Origin of the sequence: Bacillus sp. Marseille-Q1617 (genome assembly GCF_903645295.1) — a bacterium.
Lineage (GTDB): Bacteria > Bacillota > Bacilli > Bacillales > Bacillaceae_B > Rossellomorea.
Map to the genome: position 1 here is coordinate 211,782 of NZ_CAHJXM010000003.1, position 25,599 is coordinate 237,380.

Genomic DNA, 25,599 nt, shown 5'->3' on the forward strand with positions numbered 1-25,599 from the left:
ATGGAACAACGTTTATTGGAATTAGCTTATAAAGCAGCGGATGACAAACGCGCAGAAGATATAGTTGTACTTGACATGAAAGGTGTATCAATGATTTCGGATTATTTCCTGATTTGTCATGGTAACTCAGATAAGCAAGTCCAGGCCATTGCACGTGAGCTGAAAGACAAAGCAGAAGAGAGCGGCTATACTGTAAAACGTCTCGAAGGATTTGATCAGGCCAGGTGGATCCTTGTTGATCTTGGGGATATCGTCGCTCACGTCTTCCACAAGGATGAGAGAGGGTATTACAACCTGGAGCGTTTATGGGGAGATGCCTCATTTGTTGAGGTAAGCGAGAGTCTTTAATGAGTTATGAGCGTTTTGCCTATATTTATGATTATTTAATGCAGGACGTGAATTATGACGGCTGGCTTGATTTTGTCAAGCGCCAGTCTGAAACCTTTGCTGTAAAAGGGAAAGCCATTGTCGATATTGCATGCGGCACCGGGGAATTGTCTTTACGGCTTGCAGGGGAAGGTTATACGGTAACCGGAGTTGATTTGTCTGAAGATATGCTTGTGATTGCTCAGCAAAAAGCTCTTGAGAGAAACACCGCGCTGTCCCTTTTTCAACAGGATATGGCTCAGCTCGATCTGCAGAGGGAGTACGATCTGATTACGATATTTTGCGATTCCCTCAACTATTTGGAAAAAGAAGAAGATGTAAAGAATACCTTCAGACAAGTATTGAGGCATTTAAAAGAGGACGGACTATTTCTGTTTGACGTACATTCTGTATATAAAATGTCGCAAATTTTTATGAATCAGACATTCACGCTGACCGATGATACTGTATCCTATATATGGGATTGTTTCCCGGGCGAAGCCCCCAATAGTGTGGAACATGAACTTACTTTCTTTGTACGGGACGAAGAAACAGATTTGTATGAAAAAGTGGAAGAGCTTCATAAACAACGGACATATCCGGTTTTACAACTTACGGAATGGCTTGATCATGAAGGTTTTGAGGTTCTGGATGTTTCGGCAGACTTTACAGAACTGCCTCCTTCAGACGACAGTGAAAGAATTTTCTTCACATGCAGGAAAAAATAAACCACGGATGTCCATCGTGACCTCCCTGGTTTTTTTGTTGGTAAGAAGCAGGAATTTAGCTGTTTGTGTCGAAATAAAAATAAGGAGTCCACATTTAGACTCCAAATTGAGATCGGGTTTCTGTGAGATCATCTTCAAATTTCTCTTGTGTTGCTTGGAACAGCTTCTCAAATACCTCCCCCAATTCCTTTTCCATTACAGCGATACCTTTACCAGTCACACCGCCTTTCACACAAACTTTCTCTTGCAATGCCGGTAATGTGTAGATGTCTTTCTTCAATAAATCCCCCAAACCTACCAGCATTTCCGATGCCAGGACTGTTGCAGTTTCTGAATCTATTTCTGTCACCTCGACAGCTGCATTTATAAACCGCTGAGTCAGATAACTAAAAAATGCCGGCCCGCAGCTTACGATGTCAGAGGCAACCCTTGTGATATCCTCATTTATGACTACAGGAGCAGACACATGCTTTGCAAGCGTCGTCAGTTCCCGTTTCCAGCCTTCGGAGCAATGACTTCCAAATGTCAACAGTGAAACCCCGCTAAGCGCACGGTTTGTGATACTTGGTATAAATCGTGCACACGAAGACGGGATGATGGATTGCAGCTGATCAACACTGACCGGACTCGTTATAGACACTACACATTTATCCCTTGTGAAGCTATCTTTATTTTCTTCAATGACACGATAAACATCATGTGGTTTCACGCAAACAAAAACTATATCAGAAGACTTGATGACTTCTTTGTTTGAATTCATGACATTGCCGCCGTTTTTTTCCTGTATTTCCTTCGCTTTCTTCAATGTCCTATTTGTCATATTCAGGTCGGAAGGAGAAATTGCCTTTGATTCGATAAAAGCTTCTATAATCACTTTCCCCATATTACCAGTTCCGATAATCCCTACTTTCATATGCAGCCCTCCTTCTTTTACGAATGTTTCGAAAAACCGTTGTTGAATTTACTTCAAGCCTTCGCTATCTGCAGTCTACTATGATCAACGGCGGAAAATAAAACTACATTCTGCAATATCCAACTAGAAACAGTTTTCTCCTACAACTTATGAAATGCCGGCAATGAATATTCCAAACGAGGTGATTTTCAAATATGCATCCGATTATTGAAAAACACAAAAGTATCTTGGTGATAGCAGCCATCGCTGCGATTATATTGGCATTTTATCTTCTTGGTTTTTCTGAAAGTAAAACGGAAGAGGGAAAGTTTGCAGCAGTGAATATTGAGGCTGAAGAACCGAAAGCGGTCGAGGCGGATACTTCAGAAAACCCAGCTCTGCCAGAAGAAGATACTAGCGTATTTGTTGATGTAAAGGGGGAGGTGAAGGAGCCGGGCTTATACGAGGTCAGAAAAGGAGAACGATTGAAATTCGTCATCGACAAGGCCGGGGGTTTCACTCCGCAAGCAGACAGAAACCTCATTAATCTTGCCATCAAGGTGACGGATGAGATGTTGATCTATGTTCCTGAAATAGGGGAGGTGGTTTCGGCAGTCCCCGTCATTCAAGGAAATCAAGGCAGCACGGAAGAAACGAAGATCAACCTGAATGAGGCATCCGAGGAAGAGTTCGAATCATTACCGGGAATCGGACCTGCAAAAGCAGCCACTTTCGTGCAGTACCGGGAAGAAAACGGTCCCTTCACTAAAATCGAAGACATCAAAAATATTTCCGGAATCGGTGATAAAACCTTTGAAAAATTAAAGGAATATATTTTTGTGCAATGAATTGACGAATGAACAAGACTATTTATACACTTATAGAAAGACATACATTGCTGAAGGGAGAAAAGAGAATGAAGAGAATAGCATGGCATCAATATTTCATGGCTCAAAGCCATTTACTTGCGCTTAGAAGCACCTGTACCCGTTTGACTGTAGGTGCCACCATCGTACGTGATAAACGAATCATAGCGGGTGGATATAATGGCTCGATAGCTGGCGGAGATCATTGTATAGATGAAGGCTGCTATGTCATTGACAATCATTGCATCAGAACCATCCACGCTGAAATGAATGCCCTTCTCCAATGTGCAAAATTCGGAGTTGGAACAGATGGAGCGGAAATTTATGTAACTCACTTTCCGTGCCTGCAGTGCTGCAAGGCAATCGTTCAAGCAGGGATTAAAACGGTCTACTACGCAGCCGATTATAAGAATCACCCATATGCAGCCGAGTTGTTTCAGCAGGCAGAAGTACGTGTTGAAAAAGTACCTTTTCATGAAAAAAGCCTTGATCCAAAAAACAAGGAAAAATCCCGCTTTGTATTGGAATTGATTGAAGAACTTCATCACAAAGGCGCCGATCAGGAATTGATCGAGAAATATGAGAAGCAGTACATAAAGCTATTTGATGAATAAATCCCATCCGTCTTACCTTTTGCTTTTTATGGCAGTATCAACCATTTCGGGAACCCTCCTGGCACTTCAATCCTATTGGGGTGCCTTCTTTCTTGCCTTGCTTGTTCCTATGCTCATCTTCCGGAAATCCTCCTTATCCTTATGGCTCTCCTGCTCCTTTATATTCCTTTCTGCGTTTATGGTATCCAATCATCAAGAGACCATTAGAATCACCACTTTATCCCCTCATACCTCAATCCATAATGTGACAATCGACTCCATCCCATTAATTGATGGGAATTCCTTACGGGGGTCTGGCCAACTTAACGGAGAAAGAATCGTTTTTCGATATCGGATTCCGTCAGAAAACCAGGTAGAACCGGCAGAAACACTGAAACCTGGCCTGACATGCAGCATTTCCGGGAAGCTTGAAGAACCTTTACAGAACTCAAACCCCAATCAGTTCAATTATAAAAGATACCTGTATGAACGGGGTATCCATTGGGTTTTACAAGTGGATTCTTTTCATGAATGCCAGACAAAGGGTGAATGGAAATACTTATTGGTCCAGTGGAGATTCGCAGGGTTAAAGTTTATTGAAAGTCGTTTTCCATCAGAAACCGTCGGGGTGACTCAAGCATTGGTATTCGGGGAGACAAGCAGGGTATCTGAAGAAATGATGAACTCATACCGTGCATTGGGCATTGTTCATTTATTGGCGATTTCGGGCCTGCATGTCGGACTTATCTTCGGGATGGTTTACTTCATCCTTCTCAGGCTTGGAATCACACGGGAAAATTCTTTATGGATATCAGTCGTATTTTTGTTATTTTACATCGTGATAACAGGCGGTGCCCCTCCGGTGATCCGGGCTTCCTCCATGATGATCATCCTTATACTTTCAAGGAAATCCCCTTTTAAAATCAGTATTTTGGACAGCTTATCCATCGTTTTTATGGGCCTCCTTTTTAGGAACCCCTTTTTGGTATTCGATATTGGATTTCAGCTCTCGTTTGCCGTCAGCTTCTGCCTGGTTTTGTCTTCCCGTTCTATTTTAATATCTACTGCTTCCCAACAGATTCAATTGTTCAAAGTGACCGTTATCGCTCAATTATCTTCCCTGCCCATCATCATTTTTCACTTTTATGAATTTTCCCTTATAGGGTTCTTAACCAATCTTTTATTCGTCCCTCTATTTTCTTTTATTGTTCTGCCGATGGCATTGAGTACTTTTTTTATGGAACTCTTGGTAACCGGGGGGGTGCAGTGGCTGACAAAATCATATGGGTTGATGGTCAAGGGAATTGATGCATTCGCTTCCTTACTATCCGGCCTCCCGTTAAATACAATGATAGTAGGGAAACCGCATGGCCTTGTAATCGTGTGCTATGTTCTGTTAATTCTGAATGTATTTAAAAATTTAGAAAGCGGAGTATGGCGGCTTCCGTCAACTATTCTGTTCGGTTTCGTTCTTTTGCATGCTGCATGGAATCAATTCAACCCTTATGGTGAAGTGGTATTCATCGATGTAGGACAGGGTGACTCCACTCTCATCGATCTACCTTATAATGGAGGAACCTACTTGATCGATACAGGTGGGGCCATTGAATTTCCTAGAGAAGAGTGGGAAAAGAAAACGAGGTCATTTACAGTCGGAGAAGACGTCATCCTTCCTTTTCTGAAAAGTAAAGGGATCACCGGTCTTGATAAGCTTATATTGACTCATGGTGATGTCGATCATATCGGGGGTACTGAAGAATTAATCGAGAATATTAAAATAAATGAAATCCTGATAACTCCCAACAGCCAGGAAAAAAAAGAGATGATGGAGATCATTTCAATCGCAGATAAAAAGGGGATCCCGGTCAAGGAAGTTCAAGCTCCATACGGTTGGGAAGCAAAGCACCATACATTTCATATCCTTTCTCCTCAGGATGACGATTATGAAGGAAATAATGACTCTCTTGTTGTCTACTCTGAATTGGGAGGTCTCGAGTGGCTGTTTACAGGTGATCTGGAAGAAAAGGGGGAAAGGGAATTCGTTGACTCTTACGATATAGACGCATCGGTATTGAAAATTGGTCATCATGGCAGTGATACCTCTACAAGTGAAGAGTTTCTTGAGGAAATCGGGCCTTCCGTAGCAGTCATCTCTGCAGGCAGGAATAATCGGTTCGGTCATCCGCATCCGGATGTGATAAGGAGGTTGAAAAACCAGGAAGTCATGATTCATACTACCGCCGAGCATGGGGCATTGACTTATCGTTTTTTGGGAAAACAAGGAACGTTTTCTGCCCAACTTCCATAGTATGTAGTACCAACACACAATAAGCGCTAAAGAAAAAAGGGGCAGACCTCAGAAAGTGTCAGGCCTTCAACCCAATTTATGTTACTTTGTTCAGTACCATATATGGAAATTGAAGAAACCGATTCTTTTTGGGTCTTCCCCTTATCTTCTTTTTTTCATTAAGATCCAATCAGCTTAATGACAGTCGCGATAACAAACATCGTAGCAAAGAATCCAAAAGAAACAATAAAGCCGACACCTGAGTCTACAGCATCATTTCTCTTTGATTGTACGTTTTTTTCAAATTGGTTCACAACTACCCCTCCTATTTCTATTCTAGTATAGAACATCAGTATTAAAAAATCTATACTTTCACTGTACATTTTCCTTTACTGACAAGAGTTGTCACCTATAAGTTACCCTCTGCGGGGTGACACTAATCACTACAAAGGAATACCGTCAGCGTGAAAGGGTCCTAGGTCTTTCTCAGCTGGCGTTAATATAGATATAGGGGGTGTCCCTCTTGGCCTGGGCGTCCCCTTACCACTTGTCAAATCCCCAAACCTTTTTTAACATAGAGTAGATAAAAGAGATATTGGAGAGTGCTGACTTGGTTATAGACACTTGGAAGAAAATTGAGAGATCTCAGTTTGCTGCTATTTATTTAGTATATGGAAATGAATCGTTTTTAATCAATGAAACAAAGCAGCGCATTGTTTCTGCTGCCTTGACGGAAGAAGAAATGGATTTTAACTTTTCGAGATATGATTTGGAAGAAACACCCGTGGAAGTGGCCATTGAAGATGCGGAGACCTTCCCGTTCATGGGGGAGAAGCGGGTCGTCATCCTGGATAATCCAGTTTTCCTTACAGCCGAGAAGACAAAGGAAAAAGTCGAGCACAACATCAAAAGGTTTGAACAATACATACAATCACCGGCTCCTTATACGATACTTGTCCTGACTGCACGTTATGAAAAACTTGATGAACGGAAAAAAATCACCAAGGCCCTTAAGAAAGATGCCGAAGTGGTAGAGGCAAAGAAACTCAACGAACAGGAGTTAAAAGTCTGGGTGAGGGAGAGGGCGGCTGCAAATGCTGTTCAAATCGATGAAGATGCCATCGAACTGCTGCTTACATTGGCCGGGACGAATCTGATGATGCTCACCCAGGAACTGGACAAGCTGTCGCTGTACGCAAGCGACACAAACCATATCGATACTGCCGCGGTGGAGAAATTAACCGCCCGTTCCCTCGAACAGAATATCTTTGCACTGGTGGACAAGGTTGTACAAAGAAGGATCGATGAAGCGCTGCGCATTTATTATGATCTGCTCAAGCAAAATGAGGAGCCGTTGAAGATACTTTCCATTTTGGCAGGCCAATTCAGGTTGATTTACGGGACGAAAGAATTATCAAGAAGAGGGTATGGACAACAGAAAATTGCGTCTTATTTAAAAGTGCACCCCTTCAGGGTGAAGCTTGCAGCAGGACAGGCCAAGCATTTCGATGACAGTCAATTGGCAAAAATCATCGAACTGCTTTCGGAGGGGGATTACGAAATCAAAACCGGTAGAATCAAAAAAGAACTCATGATCGAGATGTTTTTATTGAAATTGAATGATTTATAAGGGATATACAGGATAAACGTGGTATTTTCGGGTCATAAATCAGCCTTTTTAGGAGCCGGGAACCTATTTAGAAGTGGAATATAAGGATTGTGCCTGTATTTTAATGAATTGTACCTTAAGTTAAATGAATTCCTCCTTTGTTTGGAATAATTGCACCCTTGTTGTCGAAAGTTCTTCAGAAACTTGTGCAGTCCGGAAACTAACAAACAAAAAAACCACTGGAGTAGACTCCAGTGGTTTTTTCATTTCATTAGTTTGCTTTTTTCATTAGACGTGATTTTTGACGACTTGCAGCGTTTTTGTGGATAAGACCTTTTTGAGCTGCTTTGTCTAATTGACGAATCGCATCGTTTGTTAATTCTTTAGCGTTTTCAGCTCCGTTAGCAGCTGCAGCTTCTGCTTTCTTCACAGCAGTACGCATAGAAGATTTTACAGTAGCATTTTGAGCGTTGCGCTCGTTGCTAGTTTTAACGCGCTTGATAGCAGATTTAATGTTTGGCATTCCTGTCACCTCCTAAAAAAGGATCGAGATTCTATGTGACTCGATTTAAATTCCTAATCTATTAGAACAAATGATATTTTATCAAACGAACGGTGAGATTGCAATACTAACAAGAGAAAATAAACAAGTGAATGAAGCCCAGGTTTAAAGGTAAACATAAAAAATAATCATGAAAGATTCAATGTTTGGAGGGTGACGGAAAATGAATGACGAAATGAAAAAGAATCAAGAAGAAATAGATTTAAGTGTATATTCTGTACGTACTGATCTCGCCGTTGAAGCAAGAGAAATGGTGATTAATGAAAACGGCAAAAACGATTCCAGAGACTCTGGGGAAGTTACTTCCGAAATAAAGGGAGTGGTCATTAAGGAGAGAGAGGAAGAGGGGATAAAAATTTCCCTTGTCACCATCACTCCAGAAGGCGAAGAAAATATCGGGAAAAAAGCAGGGAACTATTTGACGATTGAAGCACATGGGATCCGGGAGCAAAATTCAGACCTGCAGCAGCAGGTAGAGGCTGTTTTTGCTAAAGAATTCAGTCAGTTTCTTGAGAACAACAATATCGGGAAAAATGCCAGCTGTTTAATTGTGGGGCTGGGAAATTGGAATGTGACTCCCGATGCACTCGGTCCGCAGGTTTGTGAAAATGTGTTAGTCACCCGGCACCTGTTTGAGCTACAGCCGGAATCCGTCCAGGAAGGGTACCGTCCTGTAAGTGCGCTTGTGCCGGGAGTGATGGGGCTGACCGGTATAGAAACAAGCGATATCATCTTCGGAGTTGTGGAAAAGTCCAAGCCGGATTTCATTATAGCGATTGATGCCCTAGCTTCCCGGTCGATCGAGCGTGTCAACTCTACAATCCAGATATCCGATACCGGCATTCATCCTGGATCCGGAGTGGGTAATAAGAGGAAAGGGCTCGATAAGGAAACCCTGGGTGTTCCTGTCATCGCCATCGGAGTGCCTACAGTGCTTGATGCTGTAACGATTGTAAGTGACACTGTCGATTTCCTATTGAAGCATTTCGGGAAGGAGATGAAGGAAGGGAATCGTCCATCCCGCTCCCTCGCTCCGGCCGGTCTTACGTTCGGGGAGAGGAAGAAACTGACGGAGGAAGATCTTCCGGAAGAAAAACATCGTCAAACTTTCATGGGTATTGTGGGTACTCTTGAGGATCAGGAAAAAAGGAAATTGATTCATGAAGTGCTCGCACCGATCGGCCACAACCTCATGGTCACGCCAAAAGAGGTGGATGTATTCATAGAAGACATGGCCAACTTGGTAGCGAACGGGCTGAATGCCGCACTGCATGAGTCGGTGAATCAGGATAACACCGGTTTTCAGACAAGATAAAGATCTAGCCATTAAAGCTGCGGGAAAACTTCCTGCAGCTTCTTCCATTTCCTGAAATGTTGATTGCAAAGCCCCAGTTAGAAAACTCCTTTCATTTCTTCGATCAATCATTACTAGTAAAATTTCGCCCTTATTTGTTTATTCCTTGTCATAAATCCTCATAATGACTACTAAAAGCAGTTCTACTTTATCTATCAACAGCATAGCTTGTACTAGAGTAGATTTTAGGAAGGGTGAGGTAATGAGATCGTATAAAGCCACTAATTATGTAGTAGCGGTTAATATGACGAACATTTTTAAATGGGTCATTATTATAGTGATGGCCATGCTTTCGATCTTTTCAGTAACAGGAATTCTGACCTCGATGAAGCCCGAATATAGAATTACATCAGATTCAATAAATCATGCGGCTTCCGGTGTGAAGGGGGAAGTTCTTTATAAATTGTTTGCCCTGGAAAACAGGTCTTATAACAGCATTTTACAAGGGGAAGAGAAAGAACTTCCTAATATATCATCTCTACTATTCAGTGTGGCGACAAACGTCAGCTTTGACGATCCGAGGAGTCTGCTGGGAAGGGAGCTGCCGGGTTTTTCAATCTTTGATGGAAATATCCTGGTGGCTGGCGAAGGTACCGATTTTACGAATATGCCGATTGAATCAGTTCCTCCGAAAGAAGCGCTCGATTCAGAGAATGAAGCGCAGCTGAAAAACGTAGAAGGAATCAACAAAGGCGAGGAGAACAGAGATGCAGGTAAATCCGTTCTGACCACGGGGGATAAAAAAACGGTGCATCTCTACTTTACCCATACAAGGGAATCCTATCTCCCGTATTTGGATGGAGTAACAGCTCCCGACTCCGCCATGCACTCCAAGATCAATGTCACAAAAGTCGGCGATATGTTGAAGTCAGACCTGGAACAGCTGGGAATCGGCACAAGTATCGATAAAACAGATGTGATTCAAAAACTGAATGAAAAAGGGCTGGATTATTTTAGTGCTTACCAGGAATCCCGGCCTTTGGTCCAGACAGCGATGACAAACAATAAAGACTTATTATACTTGATTGATATCCACAGGGATTCGCAAAGAAAAAACGTCACCACGATGGAGATAAATGGGAAGTCGTATGCCAAGCTGGCCTTTGTGGTAGGTGAAGAACATCCAAACTATGAACAGAATCTGAAGGTTGCAACAGAGCTCCATAAACTCCTCGAATCGAAATACAAGGGGCTCTCGAGAGGAGTCATTTCTAAAAAGGGTAGCGGTACAAACGGTAAATTCAATCAGGACCTTTCCGGTAATGCCTTGCTTCTTGAATTTGGCGGGGTCGATAACACGTTTGAAGAGCTTCAGCGTTCTTCTATCGCTTTTGCTGACATATTCGCTGACTATTATTGGCAGGCGGAAAAGGTAGATCATCATCTTTCTCCGGAGCCGGTAAGGCAGTAAACAAAGGGTGAAAAAGAAATGAGTAAATTTATCATGAAGTGCGTCGTTCTGATATGTTGTTTGTTTGTAGGTGTACTGATCGGCATGCAGCACGCAAACAAAGGGATTGTCGAAATGAAAGGCCATGAAAAAGAATCGTTCTCTTCCCCTGTAGGAATGACCCAGGATAACGAAGGCAATGTAGAAGCAACATTTCTTGGTAAAGAGGTCGAAAGCCAGACCCTGGCCGAGAAAAAAGAGAAGCTGGAAGAGATGAAAGCCTTCAACGCCTTTTCATCAATAGGAAAAGCCCTCGCCGGCTTTATTGAAGGCATAACCACAAAAATCGTAGAATTCATAGCCTCATTGATCTGAATAAAGACAGGAAGTAGTGATTGGCACATCAGAGGGGGGACTTTCCCCTTTTGGTGTGCCTAATCTTTTATGGTCATTCCTTTTTAGCCCTCGCCTTCCGGTTTAGATTGAATAATATATACTGTACTGCTATAATTCAACATAGTGTACATGTGTGGATATAACAGGAGTTGAACGAAGAATGAACCGTGAAGAAAAATTGAAAAGACAATCCAGAATTAGAAACTTCTCTATCATTGCTCATATAGATCATGGTAAATCGACGCTTGCCGATCGTATTTTGGAGAAAACAAAAGCGTTGACGGCACGTGAAATGAAAGAGCAATTGCTAGATTCAATGGACTTGGAAAGAGAGCGTGGAATCACGATTAAATTGAATTCCGTGCAGTTGAAATATCAAGCGAAAGATGGCGAAGAATATATTTTCCATTTGATTGATACACCGGGACATGTCGATTTTACATACGAAGTATCCCGGAGTTTAGCAGCTTGTGAAGGAGCGGTACTTGTAGTCGATGCTGCTCAGGGCATCGAAGCCCAGACCCTTGCCAATGTTTATTTGGCACTTGATAATGACTTGGAAATACTTCCGGTCATCAATAAGATCGACCTTCCTGCAGCAGATCCTGAGCGGGTGCGTCAGGAAGTGGAAGACGTGATCGGACTTGACGCATCAGAAGCAGTACTGGCTTCCGCAAAAGCAGGAATCGGGATTGAAGAAATATTGGAGCAGGTCGTGGAAAAGGTGCCTGCACCACAGGGAGATCCCGATGCCCCGTTAAAAGCATTGATCTTTGATTCCCTATATGATGCGTATAGAGGGGTTGTTGCCTATATCCGTGTGATGGAAGGAAGCGTCAAAGTCGGGGACAAGGTCCGTATGATGGCGACAGGAAAAGAGTTTGAAGTAACGGAAGTGGGTGTATTTACACCAAAAGCAACGGGACTTCAAGAACTGACGGTCGGTGATGTAGGGTACTTGACTGCAGCGATTAAGAATGTGGGAGATACCCGAGTAGGGGATACAATCACCCTTGCTAAAAATCCTGCACAGGAAGCGCTGCCGGGTTACCGCCGCTTAAATCCAATGGTATATTGCGGTCTGTATCCAATCGACTCTAATCGCTATAACGACCTTAGAGAAGCACTGGAAAAACTTGAATTGAACGACTCTGCTCTTCAATATGAGCCGGAAACTTCCCAGGCGCTGGGCTTTGGTTTCCGCTGTGGATTCCTGGGGCTGCTTCATATGGAGATCATCCAGGAGCGTATCGAACGTGAATTCAAAATCGATCTGATCACGACTGCACCGAGCGTAATCTATCATGTGCAGCTTACAGACGGTGAAGAAGTGAAGGTTGATAATCCATCCATGATGCCCGATCCGCAAAAAGTCGATTTTGTAGAAGAACCTTACGTTAAAGCGACGGTAATGGTTCCGAACGATTATGTAGGAGCCGTAATGGAGCTTTGCCAAGGCAAGCGGGGCAACTTCATTGACATGCAATACATGGATGATACCCGTGTCAATATTGTGTATGAACTTCCGCTCGCGGAGATTGTGTACGATTTCTTCGATCAATTGAAGTCAAGCACAAAAGGGTACGCCTCTTTTGATTATGAATTGATCGGCTATAAGGAATCGAAACTTGTGAAGATGGACATATTGCTAAACTCTGAAAATGTAGATGCGTTGAGCTTTATCGTTCACAGGGATTTTGCTTACGAACGCGGGAAACTAATTGTTGAAAAACTGAAGGATCTCATTCCGAGACAACACTTCGAAGTGCCTATTCAAGCGGCAATCGGTCAAAAGATTGTAGCGAGGTCTACGATTAAAGCCATGCGTAAGAACGTACTTGCTAAGTGTTACGGCGGTGACATCTCACGAAAACGTAAACTTCTTGAGAAACAAAAAGAAGGTAAAAAACGGATGAAATCAGTCGGATCCGTTGAAGTTCCACAGGAAGCCTTCATGGCGGTCCTGAAGATGGACGATTCTGAAAAGAAATAGATTTTTCATGGATAAAGGGGGGAAGAGGCTTGTTTTACAAGTTCTGCTTACCCCCTTTTCTCTATGAGTGTTGAAAAGGAGGGATTGAAGTTGGCGAAATCAGCTTACATCCATATACCGTTCTGCGAACATATCTGCCACTATTGCGATTTTAATAAAGTATTCATGCAGGGACAGCCTGTTGATGAATATCTCGAAATGCTGGGACGGGAAATGAGGCAGCGGGTAAATAAAAATAATGAACTAGACACGATTTTCGTTGGCGGCGGTACCCCTACTGCACTGAGTGCCAACCAATTGGATAAGCTGTGCAGGGAAATCAACGAAAATCTGCCGTTTTCACAAGGGGAGTTCACATTTGAAGCGAACCCTGGAGATTTAACGGAAGACAAACTCAGAGTTTTGAAAGAACATGGCGTCAACCGGTTAAGCTTCGGCGTCCAGTCATTCAATGATGAACTGCTGAAGGGAATCGGCAGAAGCCACAAGAGTAAGGATGTGTATTCCTCTGTGGAATCGGCTCAGAAAGTCGGTTTTACAAACATCAGCATTGATTTGATCTACAGTCTGCCGAAGCAGACGGAAGAAGATTTCAGGGACACACTTACAAAAGCTCTTGAACTTGAACTCCCTCACTATTCAGCATACTCGCTCATCGTAGAGCCAAAGACCGTTTTCTATAACCTGATGCGCAAGGGCAAACTATCGCTTCCATCACAGGAACAGGAAGCGGCTATGTATGAAGTGCTGATTGAAACGATGGAGAAATACGGGATCAATCAATATGAAATCAGTAACTTTGCGAAAAAAGGCTATGAAAGCAAACACAACCTTGTTTACTGGGACAACAATGAATATTATGGTTTAGGTGCCGGCGCACACGGATATATAAACGGAGTACGTTATTCAAACTTCGGTCCGCTGAAAAAATACATGGAGCCTATTTCCGCCGGGGCCCTGCCGACAATCCAGGAACACAAAGTCACACGCGAAGAAATGATGGAAGAAGAAATGTTCCTCGGCCTCCGAAAAGTAGAAGGAGTCAGCAAATCGGCTTTCTCAGAGAAATTCGGCTGCTCAATCGAATCCGTCTTCCAGTCTTCATTAGAAGAAATGCAGAACCGCAACCTCCTGCTCGTAGACGATCAACATGTCGCGTTGACAAAACAGGGACGATTCCTGGGCAACGAAGTCTTTCAAGCTTTCTTGGGTGTGATCTAATTGATGAAAATCCAGACTAACAGTTGGTTGTGAAGGCGATTTGAGCTTGTCCTATTAACATTATTTTTGTTATTAACCGGCTCCAGCAGTTGATTGGAGTGGAAGACGAAGACTCCTGCGGTAGAAGCGAGTTAGGTGAGACCTGTCCAGCTTCAGGGCTTAGAGGCACATGTCATAAGTCAACTCGTCCATGAAGGCAAAGAGCGCCTTCGTGGCCGATTCGCCTTATGCCATACGCCTCTGAGCAAAGCCCTTCCGCTTTTCTTACCCGCAGGAGCGCAGCGACGAGGAGGCTCACGGGGCACCCGCGGAAAGCGAAGTCTGGCACGGAAATCAACAGCGGTGATCAGGGGTGTTGAGAGTGGAAGCTGTATTTGTATATAAAAACCTGACAAGTATTAAACCCCGAATCTAATATATTGACATCCACAATCTGATTTGATAATTTATTAATTAGATTTAGCACTCATCTTAACAGAGTGCTAACAGAGGTGATGAATGTTGTTAACAGATCGACAACTTCTAATTCTTCAAGTTATCATTGATGATTTTATCCTTTCGGCTCAGCCTGTCGGTTCAAGGAGCTTGTCTAAAAAGGATGAGATTTCGTTCAGTTCTGCTACCATCCGGAATGAAATGGCGGATCTGGAGGAACTGGGCTTCATTGAAAAAACCCATACTTCTTCTGGCCGTGTTCCGTCTGAGAAAGGGTATCGCTATTATGTGGATCACTTGCTTTCACCTCAGAAATTGCAGAAGAATGATGTGCATGCACTGCGATCCATTTTTTCAGAAAGAATTTATGAACTGGAGAAAGTCGTTCAGAAGTCGGCTAAGATCCTTTCTGAACTGACGAACTATACGACAATTGTATTGGGGCCTGAATTGAAGGAAAACAAGCTGAAGAAAATTCAACTTGTTCCACTCAATAAGGATACCGCGATTGCCATTATCGTAACGGATAACGGACATGTGGAAAACAAATTGTTCCATATCCCGCCGACAATGGATGCTTCAGAGCTTGAAAAGCTGGTTCATATTCTGAACGATCGATTAACGGGAGTCCCTATAAATGAATTAAACGATAAAATTTTCAAAGAAGTGGCCATTCTGTTAAAAGAACACATCCAGAATTATGATTTTATCCTGCATTCAATTACGGACTCTATTAACTCAACCGTTACAGACAAGATGTTCTTTGGCGGCAAGACAAATATGCTGAATCAACCCGAGTTCAATGATGTGCACAAAGTGCGTATGCTGCTTGAGATGATCGAACAGGAAGAGAGCATCTATAATCTCATCCGCCCTGCAGCATCTGGATTGAATATTAAAATCGGGAAAGAGAACAATCATCTGGCGATGGAGAATTGCAGTCTCATAACCGCAACATACTCAATCGGTAAAGAGCAATTAGGTTCCATTGCAATCATCGGACCAACCCGAATGGAGTATTCGAGGGTTGTAAGCTTACTTAATTTCTTTTCAAACGATATGTCGCAGGTCTTGACCAAACTGTATCAAAGCAACGATTAGTGGACATATTGTATAAAGGTTAACTGGCCCGGAATCAGTGTATTCCGCGCCTTTGTTACGGAGAAATGCTTGGGGTATTTTTAAGGAGGTGAACGTAATGTCAGAAGAAACAAAGAAACAGCAGGAAGAACAAGCGAACGTTGAGAACGAAGATGTTGTGGAAGAAGTGTTCGCCGAAGAGCCTCAGGAGTCTGACGTGCAAGAATCAGATGAGCTTACACAACTGCAGGAAAAGCTTGATGAATCTGAAAATCGTTATCTTCGATTAAGAGCAGACTTTGATAACTTCCGCCGCCGGGTGAATGTTGAAAACGAGGCGAAGGAAAAATATCGTGCTCAACCACTTATCACTGAACTTTTACCGGCACTTGATAACTTTGAACGTGCCTTGAATATAGAAGTTGATAATGACCAGACGAAAACACTGCTTCAAGGAATGGAAATGGTTCACAGAAGCCTTATCGACGCATTGAAGAAGGAAGGCGTAGAACCGATTGAAGCTGTCGGCCAGGAATTTGATCCTCATCTTCACCAGGCTGTTATGCAGACGGAAGATGAAAACTACGGCAGCAATATCGTCGTGGAAGAGTTCCAAAAAGGATACAAGCTTAAGGACAGGGTAATCCGTCCGTCCATGGTAAAAGTAAATCAATAATATAGAAATTACATATTAAACAGGGAGGTATAATGACGATGAGTAAAATTATCGGTATTGACTTAGGAACAACAAACTCTTGTGTATCCGTTCTTGAAGGCGGAGAACCAAAAGTAATTGCAAACGCGGAAGGTAACCGTACAACCCCTTCAGTCGTTGCATTTAAAAATGGTGAAAAACAAGTCGGGGAAGTTGCAAAACGTCAAGCAATTACGAACCCGAATACGATCATCTCAGTGAAACGCCACATGGGAACGGATCACAAAGTAGAAGCAGAAGGAAAAGAATATACACCGCAGGAAATTTCAGCCATGATCCTTCAGCACTTGAAGTCATATGCAGAAGACTATCTTGGTGAAAAGGTTGAAAAAGCGGTTATCACCGTGCCTGCTTATTTCAATGATGCAGAACGTCAAGCAACAAAAGACGCGGGTAAAATTGCAGGTCTTGAAGTGGAACGTATTATCAACGAACCAACTGCAGCAGCACTTGCATACGGTCTGGATAAAATGGATCAAGACCAAACCATCCTTGTATACGACCTTGGGGGCGGTACATTTGACGTATCCATCCTGGAACTTGGCGACGGAGTATTCGAAGTACGCTCCACTGCCGGTGACAACCGTCTTGGCGGAGATGATTTCGACCAAGTGATCATCGACCACTTAGTGGCTGAATTCAAGAAAGAAAACGGCATTGACTTATCTAAAGACAAAATGGCTCTTCAACGTCTTAAAGACGCTGCTGAGAAAGCGAAGAAAGACTTATCAGGTGTTACTTCAACACAAATCTCACTTCCTTTCATCACAGCAGGTGAAGCAGGTCCATTACACTTGGAATTGAACCTGACAAGAGCTAAGTTTGATGAACTTTCTTCTGATCTTGTAGAACGTACGATGGGACCAACTCGCCAAGCAATGAAAGATGCAGGTCTTTCTGCAAGCGAAATCGATAAGATCATCCTTGTAGGTGGATCAACTCGTATCCCGGCTGTACAAGAAGCAATCAAGAAAGAAACAGGCAAAGAACCTTCTAAAGGTGTAAACCCTGATGAAGTAGTAGCGATGGGTGCTGCTATCCAAGGTGGAGTCCTTACTGGAGACGTGAAAGATGTTGTTTTACTTGACGTTACACCACTTTCACTTGGTATCGAAACAATGGGCGGAGTATCAACGAAGCTGATCGAGCGTAATACAACGATCCCTACTTCAAAATCTCAAGTATTCTCAACTGCTGCTGATAACCAGACTGCCGTTGATATCCATGTGCTTCAAGGTGAGCGTCCGATGGCTGCAGATAACAAAACGCTTGGCCGTTTCCAATTATCTGATATCCCGCCGGCACCACGCGGAGTACCTCAAATCGAAGTTAAATTCGATATTGATAAAAACGGTATCGTCAATGTAAGCGCGAAAGACCTTGGAACAGGTAAAGAGCAAAACATTACGATCAAATCTTCTACTGGTCTTTCTGAAGATGAAGTAGAACGTATGGTGAAAGAAGCAGAAGAAAATGCTGAAGCTGATAAAAAGCGCAAGGAAGAAGTTGAACTTCGCAATGAAGCGGATCAATTAGTCTTCCAAACGGAAAAAACGCTTAAAGACCTTGAAGGCAAAGTCGACGAAGCAGAAGTGAAAAAAGCGGAAGATGCGAAAGCTGAACTTAAAGAAGCAATCGAAAAAGATGATCTTGATCTTATCCGTGAAAAGAAAGATGCACTTCAGGAAATCGTTCAAGCGTTGACAATGAAGCTGTATGAGCAAGCTCAGGCGGATGCACAGGCTGCTCAAGGAGAAGAAGGTCAAGCTAAGCAGGATGATGATGTCGTTGATGCTGAGTATGAAGAAGTAAACGACGACAAGAAATAAGATTCACGCAGTAAAAAGTCAAAGTCAGGACGGTTCTTGGCTTTGGCTTTTTCTATGAGATTGGCTCTAAAAAATGGGGATTCCATGTTTTTATTGATAATCAATAGAACTCAATGTTAAAATAACCTTTATGCAAACGATTCGGGAGTGGTGTTTTCATGAGTAAACGGGACTATTATGAAGTTCTGGGTGTCGGAAAAGGCGCCTCTAAAGATGAAATAAAAAAAGCATACCGCAAACTCTCCAAAAAATATCATCCTGATATTAATAAAGAGGCGGATGCAGACCAAAAGTTCAAAGAAATATCAGAAGCATATGAAGTGTTGAGTGATGATCAAAAACGTGCTCAATACGATCGGTTCGGTCACACAGATCCTAATCAGGGCTTCGGCGGCGGTGCAGACTTTGGCGGCGGAGGCTTCGGAGGCTTTGAAGATATCTTCAATACATTCTTCGGCGGCGGCGGAGGACGCAGAAGAGATCCGAATGCGCCTAGACAAGGTGCCGATCTTCAGTATACGATGTCACTGAAATTCGAAGAAGCGGTGTTCGGTAAGGAAACCGAAATCGAAATTCCGAAAGAAGAAGAATGTGATACATGCCATGGTTCAGGGGCGAAACCTGGAACGAAGGTCCATACATGTTCACATTGTAATGGATCGGGTCAATTGAATGTTGAGCAAAATACTCCATTCGGCAGAATAGTAAACAGACGTGTGTGCCATTACTGTAATGGTACGGGTAAACAGATCAAAGAGAAATGTTCTACTTGCGGCGGCGCAGGAAAAGTTCAGAAACGCCGTACAATCAATGTGAAAATTCCAGCTGGGATTGATGACGGACAGCAGCTTCGTGTGACAGGACAAGGTGAACCTGGAGTCAACGGGGGCCCTCCTGGCGATTTATATGTTGTCTTCCATGTGCGTTCCCACGATTTCTTCGAACGTAACGGAGACGACATCTACTGCGAAATGCCGGTCACGTTCGCACAAGCGGCGCTTGGAGATGAAATCGAAGTCCCTACCCTTCATGGCAAGGTGAAACTGAAGGTGCCGGCCGGGACTCAGACAGGCACGAGATTCAGGTTGAAAGGTAAAGGAGTACCGAATGTCCGTGGATATGGTACAGGAGACCAGCATGTACAAGTGAAGGTAGTCACACCTACTAAATTAACTGATAAGCAAAAGCAGTTATTAAGAGAATTTGCTGATATCAGCGGGCAGGTGCCTGATGAGCAGCATGAAAGTTTTTTTGATAAAGTAAAAAAAGCCTTTAAAGGCGAATAACTCAGAACGGAGTTGGTGGATCCAATGAAATGGTCAGAAATCAGTATCCTCACTACAAATGAAGCAATTGAACCGATTTCACATATCCTGCATGAATCAGGTGCGAGCGGAGTGGTCATCGAAGATCCGTTCGACTTGATCAAAGAAAGAGAGGATATGTTTGGAGAGATCTACCAACTCAATCCTGAGGACTATCCAAGTGAAGGTGTATTGGTGAAAGCCTATTTGCCCGTAAACAGTTTCCTTGGTGAAACAGTGGAAGAAATCAAGCAGGGGATTACAAACCTCGTTACGTATGATATTGATATTGGTGAAAACAAAGTGGAAATATCAGAAGTGAATGAAGAGGAATGGGCCACTGCATGGAAGAAATACTATCACCCTGTGAAAATATCCGATAAATTCACGATTGTGCCGACATGGGAGGATTATACCCCGGTGCACAGTGACGAACTGATCATTGAACTCGATCCGGGAATGGCCTTTGGAACAGGCACACATCCGACGACTGTCATGTGTATCCAGGCTCTGGAGCGCATCGTGAAGCAGGGCGACTCTGTGATAGATGTCGGAACGGGTTCAGGCGTGTTATCCATTGCTGCTGCACTGCTGTCTGCTTCAGAAGTGAAAGCCTATGATTTAGACGAGGTTGCAGTCAGATCAGCCCGATTAAATGTGAAACTGAATAAAGTACAGAACACAGTGACGGTGGATGAAAATAATCTCCTGAATGGCATAACAGGGCAGACTGATGTAATTGTGGCGAATATATTAGCTGAAATCATTCTTCGATTTACAGTAGATGCCTATGAGCTTGTGAAGCCTGGCGGATACTTCATCACTTCAGGGATCATTCAGCCTAAGAAACAGCAGGTCAAGGATTCTTTGGAAGCTGCAGGGTTCGGGATTGAAGAAGTGATGGTGATGGAAGACTGGGTTGCCATTATAGCGAAGAAGCCTACGTTGGAGTGAAGCAGTATGCAGAGATATTTTATTAACGAGCGATATAGTGAAGATGGACCGGTTGTGATTTCAGGTGAAGATCATCATCACATTGTGCGTGTCATGAGGATGAAAGAAGATGACCGCATCTTTGTGGTGTTCCCTGATCAATCCTCGGCCGTTGCCCGTATTGAAACGATTTCCAGTGACTCGGTCGAAGTCAGAGTAGTAAAATGGGAAACAGAGATGAAAGAGCTTCCTGTCAAGGTAGCTATTGCGAGCGGGCTGCCGAAAGGGGATAAATTGGAATTAATCTTCCAAAAAGGTACGGAGCTGGGAGCGGATCAATTTATCCCTTTTAACGCGGATCGCTCCATTGTGAAATGGGATGAGAAAAAAGCGAAGAAGAAACTTGACCGCTGGGAAAAGATCGTGAAGGAAGCAGCGGAGCAATCACACAGAAATGCCGTTCCTTCAGTATCCTCACCCGTTTCATTCAAGGAGTTATTGACTCTCAGCAAACAATTTGATTATACACTAGTGGCATACGAAGAAGAGGCAAGGTCAGGAGAAAAAGGTAATCTATCTAAAGTGCTGACTTCTGTCAAAGAAGGTCAGGGAATCCTGGTTGTATTCGGTCCAGAAGGCGGTTTAACCGAAAAAGAAGTTGAACGTTGTAAGGAAGAAGGATTCTTGACGTGCGGGCTCGGCCCTAGAATATTACGCACTGAGACGGCCCCATTGTATGTCCTGTCAGCCATAAGCTATCAATTAGAACTAATGAGGTGATTTAGAATGCCATCAGTAGCGTTTCACACATTGGGTTGTAAAGTGAACCACTATGAAACGGAAGCCATTTGGCAATTATTTAAAGAAGAAGGATATGAACGTGTCGACTATGATTCAATAGCGGATGTTTATGTCATCAATACATGTACGGTAACGAATACGGGAGATAAAAAAAGCAGACAGGTCATCAGACGGGCAATAAGAAAAAATCCAGACGGTGTCATCTGTGTCACAGGCTGTTATGCACAAACATCCCCTGGCGAAATCATGGCGATTCCTGGAGTGGACGTCGTGGTTGGAACGCAGGATCGCAGAAAGATGCTTACGTATATCGAAGAATATAAAAAAGAACGCCAGCCTATCAATGGCGTAACGAATATCATGAAGAACCGTGTTTATGAAGAGCTCGATGTACCTGCGTTTACGGATCGTACCCGAGCTTCCCTGAAGATTCAGGAAGGCTGCAATAATTTCTGTACATTCTGCATCATCCCGTGGGCACGAGGTCTGATGAGATCACGCGACCCAGAAGAAGTAGTGAACCAAGCTCAACAGCTTGTCGATGCAGGCTACAAGGAAATCGTCCTGACTGGGATCCATACAGGCGGTTACGGAGAGGACATGAAAGATTATAATCTTGCCATGCTGCTTCGGGACTTGGAGCAAAACGTCAAAGGATTGAAGCGTATCCGTATTTCGTCCATTGAAGCAAGCCAATTAACAGACGAAGTAATCGAAGTGATCGATCAATCCAATATCGTCGTTCGTCATCTGCACGTCCCTCTACAATCGGGATCTAACACGGTCCTGAAGAGAATGCGCAGAAAGTACACGATGGAATTCTTCGCTGAAAGGCTGGAAAAGCTTAAGAAAGCATTGCCAGGCTTGGCTGTCACTTCTGATGTCATCGTCGGTTTCCCCGGTGAAACGGAAGATGAATTCATGGAGACATATAACTTCATCAAGGAACATAAGTTTTCAGAGCTCCATGTATTCCCTTATTCCAAACGTACCGGCACGCCGGCTGCACGAATGGACGATCAGATTGATGAAGATGTGAAAAATGAACGTGTTCACCGCCTGATCGAGCTATCCAATCAATTGGCAAAAGAATATGCTTCTGGATTTGAAAATGAAGTGCTCGAAGTCATACCTGAAGAAGTATATGATGATGGCCGCTATGTCGGTTATACGGATAATTACTTAAAAGTTGTCTTCCCTGCAACAGAGGATATGGTCGGCCAACTTGTAAAAGTGAAGATTACCAAAGCGGGTTATCCGTTAAATGAAGGTCAATTCGTACGGGTATTAGAAGACCAGGATGAAAACAAAAATGAAAAAGCTGTAATTTAATGTTCAAACAGGATTCTTAAAAAAGTCGAGAGCTTTTGAAAGGATCCTGTTTTTTTCTTTGGCTCCCAACTTTCTAAAAATTATCTATTGCTAAGTAAGGGATTAGGTTGTAAACTAGTAATGTTCATATTAATAGATTCATTCTATTTTTTTTAGCTGATTAGTGCAAACGATTGCGCATAGCGTGTACTGCTGAATTAATTGTCATTGCGCGTTTTTCAAGGATCAAAATGTAAGCGTTTGTATCTTATAATAATTCGATGAGGTGTTATGATGGAAAAGGCATGGCGTAAAGAAGCTGTAGGATATCAAATTTATCCTAGAAGTTTTCAGGATTCAAACGGAGATGGGATTGGGGATCTTCAGGGAGTCATACAGCGATTAGATTATATTAAAGATTTAGGGATAGATGTGATTTGGATCTGCCCGATGTATAAATCACCTAACGATGATAATGGCTATGATATTTCAGATTATCAGGATATCATGGAAGATTTCGGGACGATGGAGGATTTCGATCAATTATTGGAAGAGGTTCACCGTCGTGATATGAAACTGATCATCGACCTCGTCCTCAATCATACAAGTGACGAACATCCCTGGTTCATCGAATCGGCAAGTTCGAAGGATAATGAGAAACGCGACTGGTATATCTGGCGTGACGGCAAAGGCGGTAAGGAACCGAACAACTGGGAAAGTATTTTCGGAGGTTCTGCATGGAAATATAACGAGAAAACCGACCAGTATTTCCTGCACGTGTTTTCCACAAAACAGCCGGACCTGAATTGGGAGAATGAAGATGTGAGAGATGCATTGTATGACACGGTAAATTGGTGGCTGGATAAAGGAATTGACGGATTCCGGATTGATGCAATCAGCCATATCAAGAAGCGTCCGGGTCTGCCTGATATGCCGAATCCTAAAAAGAAAAAATATGTTTCTTCTTTTGATATGCATATGAATCAAAAGGGAATTCATACATTCTTGCAAGAGTTCAAGGATCGTACGTATTCAAATTATGATGTCATGACTGTAGGCGAAGCTAATGGTGTAAAAGCCGATGAAGCTGAGCTGTGGGTTGGCAAGGAAAACGGCAAAATGGATATGATCTTCCAGTTTGAGCATCTGGGTTTATGGGATGCTGAGACCAATCCGGATCTGGATATCGTCGAATTGAAAAAAGTACTGACCCGTTGGCAAAAAGGGCTTGAAGGCAATGGCTGGAATGCACTTTTCATCGAGAATCACGATAAGGCACGTGTCGTATCGACTTGGGGAAATGATAAGGAATACTGGAAAGAGAGTGCCACTGCGATGGCAGCGATGTATTTCCTCATGCAGGGGACGCCTTTCATCTATCAAGGTCAGGAAATCGGGATGACAAATGTACAATTCCCTTCCATTGAAGACTATGACGATGTAGCAGTGAAGAACCTGTACCGATTAAAACGAGAAGAAGGCGTGGGGCATCAAGACATCATGGATATCATCTGGGCTTCCTCCCGTGATAACAGCCGTACACCGATGCAATGGTCAGACGAAGAGAACAGCGGTTTTACAACCGGTACACCTTGGATGAAAGTGAATCCTAACTATACAAACATCAATGTGAAAGCTCAGGAAAAAGATGAGAATTCCATCCTGTCTTTCTACAAGAAAATGATTTCCCTTAAGAAAAGTGAAGATGTCTTCACGTATGGGACATATGATTTGCTATTACCTGAAGACAAGCAGATCTATGCATACACACGCACAGGGGAAAATGACAAAATGCTTGTATTGACGAATCTTTCTACTAAAGAAGCTGTCTGCGAACTGGACTTCAACGTATCTTCTGAGAACTTGCTTTTGACGAATCTTGATGCAGAATCGCATGCTTCAACCGATACGATAAATTTAAAGCCATACGAAGCAAGAGTTTATCGTTTAAAATAATGACTTTGAAAAAGGCTGCCAGGTCGATAGTCGACCTGGCAGCCTTTTCGCCGTATGTGAAGCAAATCATTATTCAATCAGAATGTAAACACTTTCAAAAAATACAAATTTCCAAAAGGTAATTAGGACATGATAAAAGAAAAACTCGTTTTTTGCGCTATGATTTGGTATGATATTAGAGGTACGGACAACTGCTAAAGGAGAGATAATATGACTGTAAATATCGCAAGTATGATCGATCATACTTTACTTAAACCAGAATCAACAAAAGAACAAGTAGAGGTTCTTTGCCAGGAAGCGAAAGAGTTCAAATTCGCTTCTGTTTGTGTAAATCCGACTTGGGTAAACTATTCAAGCGAACTTTTAAAAGGTACAGAAGTCAAAGTTTGTACTGTAATCGGTTTCCCTTTAGGGGCTTCCACTCCTGAAACAAAAGCTTTCGAAACGAAGGATGCCATTGAAAAGGGTGCTACGGAAGTGGACATGGTCATTAACATCGGTGCGTTAAAAAGCGGCGACTACGATCTTGTCAAGCGTGACATCGAGGCTGTCGTTGCAGCTTCAAAAGGCAAAGCTTTATCTAAAGTGATTATTGAAACTTGCCTATTAACTGATGAAGAAAAAGTGAAAGCTTGCGAATTATCAGTTGCAGCAGGTGCTGATTACGTAAAAACATCAACTGGATTCTCATCTGGCGGAGCCACTGTTGAAGATATTGCTCTAATGAGAAAAACAGTTGGACCTGACATCGGAGTGAAAGCTTCCGGCGGAGTGCGTTCTGCTGAAGATGCACAGGCAATGATCGACGCAGGAGCCACTCGTCTTGGAGCAAGCTCGGGTGTGAAAATTGTACAAGGTTTAACAAGTGATTCTGATTATTAATCCATAAGATAGGGCCGGATGAATTCTCTTCATCCGGCTTTTTATATATTGAAGGTGCATTTAGCGTCTGCTATTCGATTCAATGAACTCTTCGTA

Annotated in this window: 23 protein-coding genes; 20 read left to right on the forward strand and 3 right to left on the reverse strand. The window is 43.0% G+C overall.

From position 1 onward, the window contains the following. Both rsfS and HWX64_RS18310 read left to right on the forward strand, forming a co-directional pair. Entirely contained in the window at positions 1 to 348 is a 348-nt protein-coding gene (rsfS, locus tag HWX64_RS18305; RefSeq protein ID WP_175990971.1) for a ribosome silencing factor, read from the forward strand. After that, positions 348 to 1,094 carry a class I SAM-dependent methyltransferase gene (locus tag HWX64_RS18310; RefSeq protein WP_175990972.1) on the forward strand — a complete coding sequence of 249 codons (747 nt, stop codon included), beginning with the start codon at positions 348 to 350 and terminating at the stop codon, positions 1,092 to 1,094. Before rsfS ends, HWX64_RS18310 begins: the two co-directional genes overlap by 1 nt. Before the next feature lie 94 nt (positions 1,095 to 1,188). Here HWX64_RS18310 and comER read toward each other — a convergent pair whose 3' ends face one another. Continuing rightward, on the reverse strand, positions 1,189 to 2,007 hold the full coding sequence (gene comER, locus HWX64_RS18315; RefSeq protein ID WP_175990973.1) for a late competence protein ComER: 819 nt from the start codon (positions 2,005 to 2,007) through the stop codon (positions 1,189 to 1,191). Positions 2,008 to 2,201: 194 nt separating this feature from the next. On the opposite strand from comER, the gene HWX64_RS18320 reads away from it, so the two are divergent. From HWX64_RS18320 to HWX64_RS18330, 3 genes are all read left to right on the forward strand, one after another. Next, complete coding sequence (locus HWX64_RS18320; protein ID WP_175990974.1) at positions 2,202 to 2,834, forward strand: helix-hairpin-helix domain-containing protein; 633 nt, start codon at positions 2,202 to 2,204, stop codon at positions 2,832 to 2,834. Between the two features lie 68 nt (positions 2,835 to 2,902). Then, on the forward strand, positions 2,903 to 3,466 hold the full coding sequence (locus HWX64_RS18325) for a ComE operon protein 2 (protein ID WP_175990975.1): 564 nt from the start codon (positions 2,903 to 2,905) through the stop codon (positions 3,464 to 3,466). Continuing rightward, positions 3,459 to 5,753 (forward strand): DNA internalization-related competence protein ComEC/Rec2, encoded by a 2,295-nt coding sequence (locus HWX64_RS18330; RefSeq protein WP_175990976.1) that lies wholly within the window; start codon positions 3,459 to 3,461, stop codon positions 5,751 to 5,753. Before HWX64_RS18325 ends, HWX64_RS18330 begins: the two co-directional genes overlap by 8 nt. Positions 5,754 to 5,911: 158 nt before the next feature. Here HWX64_RS18330 and HWX64_RS18335 read toward each other — a convergent pair whose 3' ends face one another. Continuing rightward, a complete protein-coding gene (locus HWX64_RS18335; protein ID WP_044339687.1) occupies positions 5,912 to 6,046 on the reverse strand; it encodes a YqzM family protein in 135 nt (44 codons plus the stop codon). 296 nt (positions 6,047 to 6,342) lie between these two features. On the opposite strand from HWX64_RS18335, the gene holA reads away from it, so the two are divergent. Further along, the gene (gene holA, locus HWX64_RS18340; RefSeq protein WP_175990977.1) at positions 6,343 to 7,362 is read left to right on the forward strand and encodes a DNA polymerase III subunit delta; all 1,020 of its coding nucleotides are present in this window, start codon (positions 6,343 to 6,345) and stop codon (positions 7,360 to 7,362) included. 250 nt (positions 7,363 to 7,612) lie between these two features. Here the strand turns inward: holA and rpsT are convergent, their stop codons facing one another. Then, positions 7,613 to 7,864, reverse strand: a complete 252-nt coding sequence (rpsT, locus tag HWX64_RS18345) for a 30S ribosomal protein S20 (RefSeq protein WP_175990978.1) — start codon at positions 7,862 to 7,864, stop codon at positions 7,613 to 7,615. A gap of 202 nt (positions 7,865 to 8,066) precedes the next feature. Between rpsT and gpr the strand changes: the two genes are divergently transcribed. From gpr to deoC, 14 genes are all read left to right on the forward strand, one after another. Beyond that, positions 8,067 to 9,218 (forward strand): GPR endopeptidase, encoded by a 1,152-nt coding sequence (gpr, locus tag HWX64_RS18350; protein WP_175990979.1) that lies wholly within the window; start codon positions 8,067 to 8,069, stop codon positions 9,216 to 9,218. A 241-nt stretch (positions 9,219 to 9,459) separates the two neighbouring features. Beyond that, the gene (gene spoIIP / locus HWX64_RS18355) at positions 9,460 to 10,668 is read left to right on the forward strand and encodes a stage II sporulation protein P (protein WP_175990980.1); all 1,209 of its coding nucleotides are present in this window, start codon (positions 9,460 to 9,462) and stop codon (positions 10,666 to 10,668) included. Positions 10,669 to 10,686: 18 nt separating this feature from the next. Beyond that, on the forward strand, positions 10,687 to 11,022 hold the full coding sequence (locus tag HWX64_RS18360; protein WP_175990981.1) for a DUF3679 domain-containing protein: 336 nt from the start codon (positions 10,687 to 10,689) through the stop codon (positions 11,020 to 11,022). 181 nt (positions 11,023 to 11,203) lie between these two features. After that, on the forward strand, positions 11,204 to 13,036 hold the full coding sequence (lepA, locus tag HWX64_RS18365; protein WP_175990982.1) for a translation elongation factor 4: 1,833 nt from the start codon (positions 11,204 to 11,206) through the stop codon (positions 13,034 to 13,036). Positions 13,037 to 13,099: 63 nt separating this feature from the next. After that, entirely contained in the window at positions 13,100 to 14,257 is a 1,158-nt protein-coding gene (gene hemW, locus HWX64_RS18370) for a radical SAM family heme chaperone HemW (protein WP_175990983.1), read from the forward strand. A gap of 501 nt (positions 14,258 to 14,758) precedes the next feature. Beyond that, a complete protein-coding gene (gene hrcA, locus HWX64_RS18375) occupies positions 14,759 to 15,793 on the forward strand; it encodes a heat-inducible transcriptional repressor HrcA (protein ID WP_175991582.1) in 1,035 nt (344 codons plus the stop codon). A 97-nt stretch (positions 15,794 to 15,890) separates the two neighbouring features. Continuing rightward, entirely contained in the window at positions 15,891 to 16,448 is a 558-nt protein-coding gene (gene grpE / locus HWX64_RS18380; protein ID WP_175990984.1) for a nucleotide exchange factor GrpE, read from the forward strand. 38 nt (positions 16,449 to 16,486) lie between these two features. Next, positions 16,487 to 18,316, forward strand: a complete 1,830-nt coding sequence (gene dnaK / locus HWX64_RS18385; RefSeq protein WP_175990985.1) for a molecular chaperone DnaK — start codon at positions 16,487 to 16,489, stop codon at positions 18,314 to 18,316. Positions 18,317 to 18,474: 158 nt separating this feature from the next. Further along, positions 18,475 to 19,602 carry a molecular chaperone DnaJ gene (dnaJ, locus tag HWX64_RS18390; RefSeq protein ID WP_175990986.1) on the forward strand — a complete coding sequence of 376 codons (1,128 nt, stop codon included), beginning with the start codon at positions 18,475 to 18,477 and terminating at the stop codon, positions 19,600 to 19,602. A 24-nt stretch (positions 19,603 to 19,626) separates the two neighbouring features. Next, positions 19,627 to 20,574: a 50S ribosomal protein L11 methyltransferase gene (prmA, locus tag HWX64_RS18395; protein WP_175990987.1), complete on the forward strand. Its 948-nt coding sequence runs from the start codon at positions 19,627 to 19,629 to the stop codon at positions 20,572 to 20,574. Positions 20,575 to 20,580: 6 nt separating this feature from the next. Then, the gene (locus HWX64_RS18400; RefSeq protein WP_175990988.1) at positions 20,581 to 21,333 is read left to right on the forward strand and encodes a 16S rRNA (uracil(1498)-N(3))-methyltransferase; all 753 of its coding nucleotides are present in this window, start codon (positions 20,581 to 20,583) and stop codon (positions 21,331 to 21,333) included. A 6-nt stretch (positions 21,334 to 21,339) separates the two neighbouring features. Then, positions 21,340 to 22,686, forward strand: a complete 1,347-nt coding sequence (gene mtaB, locus HWX64_RS18405) for a tRNA (N(6)-L-threonylcarbamoyladenosine(37)-C(2))-methylthiotransferase MtaB (RefSeq protein WP_175990989.1) — start codon at positions 21,340 to 21,342, stop codon at positions 22,684 to 22,686. Between the two features lie 273 nt (positions 22,687 to 22,959). Next, positions 22,960 to 24,621 (forward strand): alpha-glucosidase, encoded by a 1,662-nt coding sequence (locus tag HWX64_RS18410; protein ID WP_175990990.1) that lies wholly within the window; start codon positions 22,960 to 22,962, stop codon positions 24,619 to 24,621. 210 nt (positions 24,622 to 24,831) lie between these two features. Further along, positions 24,832 to 25,503, forward strand: coding sequence for a deoxyribose-phosphate aldolase (deoC, locus tag HWX64_RS18415; RefSeq protein WP_175990991.1), 672 nt, complete (start codon positions 24,832 to 24,834; stop codon positions 25,501 to 25,503). The last annotated feature ends 96 nt before the right edge of the window (positions 25,504 to 25,599 follow it).

What these genes read in the sequence shown, in the direction of transcription:
- gpr (WP_175990979.1), top strand. Translation starts at nt 8,067, where the DNA reads ATGAATGACGAAATGAAAAAGAATCAAGAAGAAATAGATTTAAGTGTA.
- prmA (WP_175990987.1), top strand. Translation starts at nt 19,627, where the DNA reads ATGAAATGGTCAGAAATCAGTATCCTCACTACAAATGAAGCAATTGAA.
- HWX64_RS18400 (WP_175990988.1), top strand. Translation starts at nt 20,581, where the DNA reads ATGCAGAGATATTTTATTAACGAGCGATATAGTGAAGATGGACCGGTT.
- comER (WP_175990973.1), bottom strand. Translation starts at nt 2,007, where the DNA reads ATGAAAGTAGGGATTATCGGAACTGGTAATATGGGGAAAGTGATTATA.
- spoIIP (WP_175990980.1), top strand. Translation starts at nt 9,460, where the DNA reads ATGAGATCGTATAAAGCCACTAATTATGTAGTAGCGGTTAATATGACG.
- deoC (WP_175990991.1), top strand. Translation starts at nt 24,832, where the DNA reads ATGACTGTAAATATCGCAAGTATGATCGATCATACTTTACTTAAACCA.
- grpE (WP_175990984.1), top strand. Translation starts at nt 15,891, where the DNA reads ATGTCAGAAGAAACAAAGAAACAGCAGGAAGAACAAGCGAACGTTGAG.
- rpsT (WP_175990978.1), bottom strand. Translation starts at nt 7,864, where the DNA reads ATGCCAAACATTAAATCTGCTATCAAGCGCGTTAAAACTAGCAACGAG.
- hemW (WP_175990983.1), top strand. Translation starts at nt 13,100, where the DNA reads ATGAGTGTTGAAAAGGAGGGATTGAAGTTGGCGAAATCAGCTTACATC.
- rsfS (WP_175990971.1), top strand. Translation starts at nt 1, where the DNA reads ATGGAACAACGTTTATTGGAATTAGCTTATAAAGCAGCGGATGACAAA.
- HWX64_RS18330 (WP_175990976.1), top strand. Translation starts at nt 3,459, where the DNA reads ATGAATAAATCCCATCCGTCTTACCTTTTGCTTTTTATGGCAGTATCA.
- lepA (WP_175990982.1), top strand. Translation starts at nt 11,204, where the DNA reads ATGAACCGTGAAGAAAAATTGAAAAGACAATCCAGAATTAGAAACTTC.
- HWX64_RS18360 (WP_175990981.1), top strand. Translation starts at nt 10,687, where the DNA reads ATGAGTAAATTTATCATGAAGTGCGTCGTTCTGATATGTTGTTTGTTT.
- mtaB (WP_175990989.1), top strand. Translation starts at nt 21,340, where the DNA reads ATGCCATCAGTAGCGTTTCACACATTGGGTTGTAAAGTGAACCACTAT.
- HWX64_RS18410 (WP_175990990.1), top strand. Translation starts at nt 22,960, where the DNA reads ATGGAAAAGGCATGGCGTAAAGAAGCTGTAGGATATCAAATTTATCCT.
- HWX64_RS18325 (WP_175990975.1), top strand. Translation starts at nt 2,903, where the DNA reads ATGAAGAGAATAGCATGGCATCAATATTTCATGGCTCAAAGCCATTTA.
- dnaJ (WP_175990986.1), top strand. Translation starts at nt 18,475, where the DNA reads ATGAGTAAACGGGACTATTATGAAGTTCTGGGTGTCGGAAAAGGCGCC.
- HWX64_RS18310 (WP_175990972.1), top strand. Translation starts at nt 348, where the DNA reads ATGAGTTATGAGCGTTTTGCCTATATTTATGATTATTTAATGCAGGAC.
- dnaK (WP_175990985.1), top strand. Translation starts at nt 16,487, where the DNA reads ATGAGTAAAATTATCGGTATTGACTTAGGAACAACAAACTCTTGTGTA.
- HWX64_RS18320 (WP_175990974.1), top strand. Translation starts at nt 2,202, where the DNA reads ATGCATCCGATTATTGAAAAACACAAAAGTATCTTGGTGATAGCAGCC.